At 69.8% G+C, this 1,626-nt stretch carries 3 protein-coding genes; 1 reads left to right on the top strand and 2 read right to left on the bottom strand.

Features of this window, described 5'->3' with window-relative positions:
- Positions 1-550: DUF2252 family protein (locus QN345_RS18790; RefSeq protein WP_323509079.1), on the top strand; the 550-nt coding region annotated here is incomplete at its 5' end.
- 13 nt (positions 551-563) lie between these two features.
- On the opposite strand, the gene QN345_RS18795 is transcribed toward QN345_RS18790, so the two are convergent.
- Both QN345_RS18795 and QN345_RS18800 read right to left on the bottom strand, forming a co-directional pair.
- A complete protein-coding gene (locus QN345_RS18795; RefSeq protein WP_134559814.1) occupies positions 564-1,100 on the bottom strand; it encodes a hypothetical protein in 537 nt (178 codons plus the stop codon).
- Between the two features lie 12 nt (positions 1,101-1,112).
- Positions 1,113-1,626: hypothetical protein (locus QN345_RS18800; RefSeq protein WP_323509080.1), on the bottom strand; the 514-nt coding region annotated here is incomplete at its 5' end.

The raw sequence follows: 1,626 nt of genomic DNA on the forward strand, positions 1-1,626 counted from the left end.
GTTCCACATCATCGACTTCGCCCACAAGGTCGTCGGGGTCGGCAGCGTTGGCCTGTACTCCTGGGTCGTCCTGCTCGAAGGGATCGGACCGGAAGACGTGCTCGTGCTCCAGCTCAAGGAGGCACAGCGATCGGTGATCGACCGGAGTGACACGGCGACGGGGTCGCACGCGGGGCCCGCCCATGCCGGCCAGCGCGTCGTCGAGGGCCAGCGCCTGATGCAGGCCTCGGGAGACGTGTTCCTCGGTTGGGCGACGACCCCGCTCGGCGGGCAGTACTACGGGCGTCAGCTGCGCGACATGAAGTGGTCGCCCGATCCTGCGACGTTCACCGCGGCAGGGCTGCTCGCCTATGCCCGGCTGACCGGCACGACACTCGCGCGCGCCCACGCCCGCTCCGGAGACCCGGTGCCGATCGCCGCCTACCTGGGCCTGGGCGGCAAGGCCGACAGGGCGTTCGCCGACTTCGCGGTCGCATACGCGGAGCAGGCCACGGCGGACTACGCCGGTTTCGTCGCCGCGACCAGGTCAGGGCGCCTCGTCAGCGCTTAGTGGAAACCGTCGCCTAGAAGAAACCGTCCGGCGTGCCCGCCGCCTTGGTGACCTCATCGGTGCCGATGTGGGCTGCGGTGAGCTTGGCCATCGCCACGCGGAGTCCCGATTCCATCTGGGCAGCCCAGACCTCGGTCTCCCGGCTCGACGCGTCCGCGACGTCGGCCCGCTTGATCGCGATCTCCTTCTCGGCGCGCTCGTTCTTGACCTGCTGGATGCTCAGGGTGATTCCGTAGTACGCCGCGACCATCGACGCGATCGGAGTCGCGAAGACGGCGAGGGCGTTGATGCTCTCGCTCGAGACGCCGACGAGGATCATCACGACGAACGCCAGTCCGAGCATCCCGATGGCGGCGAGCACGACGAGCGCAGTGCGCGACGCGCCGCTCCCGCTGGCCGAAACGGCGGATGCCGGCCGAGGCTGCTTCTCCGGCGGGGCCGAGATCGCCCGGGACCCGGTCTCCGTTCCAACGACCGGGGTCACGGCCGTGTTGTCACCCGTGTTGTACGGGGTGGTGCGGTTGAAGTTCTCTGTCGGAAAATCAGTCATGGTGGTACTCCGTCATCCCTGTGGTTTCGGCACGTATGTGGTTTCGGCACGTGTGTGTGGGTCTGAAGCTGCGGGCATCCGCCCGATCCGGTTCACGTGGTCCGGCCGGCCCGGCCGGACCGCGTCCGGCGGGCTCGGCACGTCGTCCGCTGCGTCGAGGAAGACCCGTTTATACGAGCGGCCGTCCGGCAGCTCGATGGTCTGGCTGGCCAGTTTACCCCGGCTCACCCGGAGATAGACGGCCTGGACGGTGATACCGAGCCTCGTCGCCGCCTCCGCGACCGAGTATCCGGGCAGTTCGGTCGGCACGGAACTCGGACGGGCCGATCGCTTCCGGCCTGCCTCGAGACGGGCGGCGATCTCGGAATCCGAACCGCTCCACCGCCACCTGGCCGCCGGTGGTTTCAGCCCGGCCGCCGCCGCGATGGCCTCCCAGCCGGTACCGGCGGCGAGGGCGTCCCGCACCGCGGCGAGGGTCGCCGGGTCGGCGTCGAGGGCGAGCAGCAGCCGGCGGATGCCGCGTACG

The organism is Cryobacterium sp. 10I1 (genome assembly GCF_035019805.1).
GTDB lineage: Bacteria > Actinomycetota > Actinomycetes > Actinomycetales > Microbacteriaceae > Cryobacterium > Cryobacterium glucosi.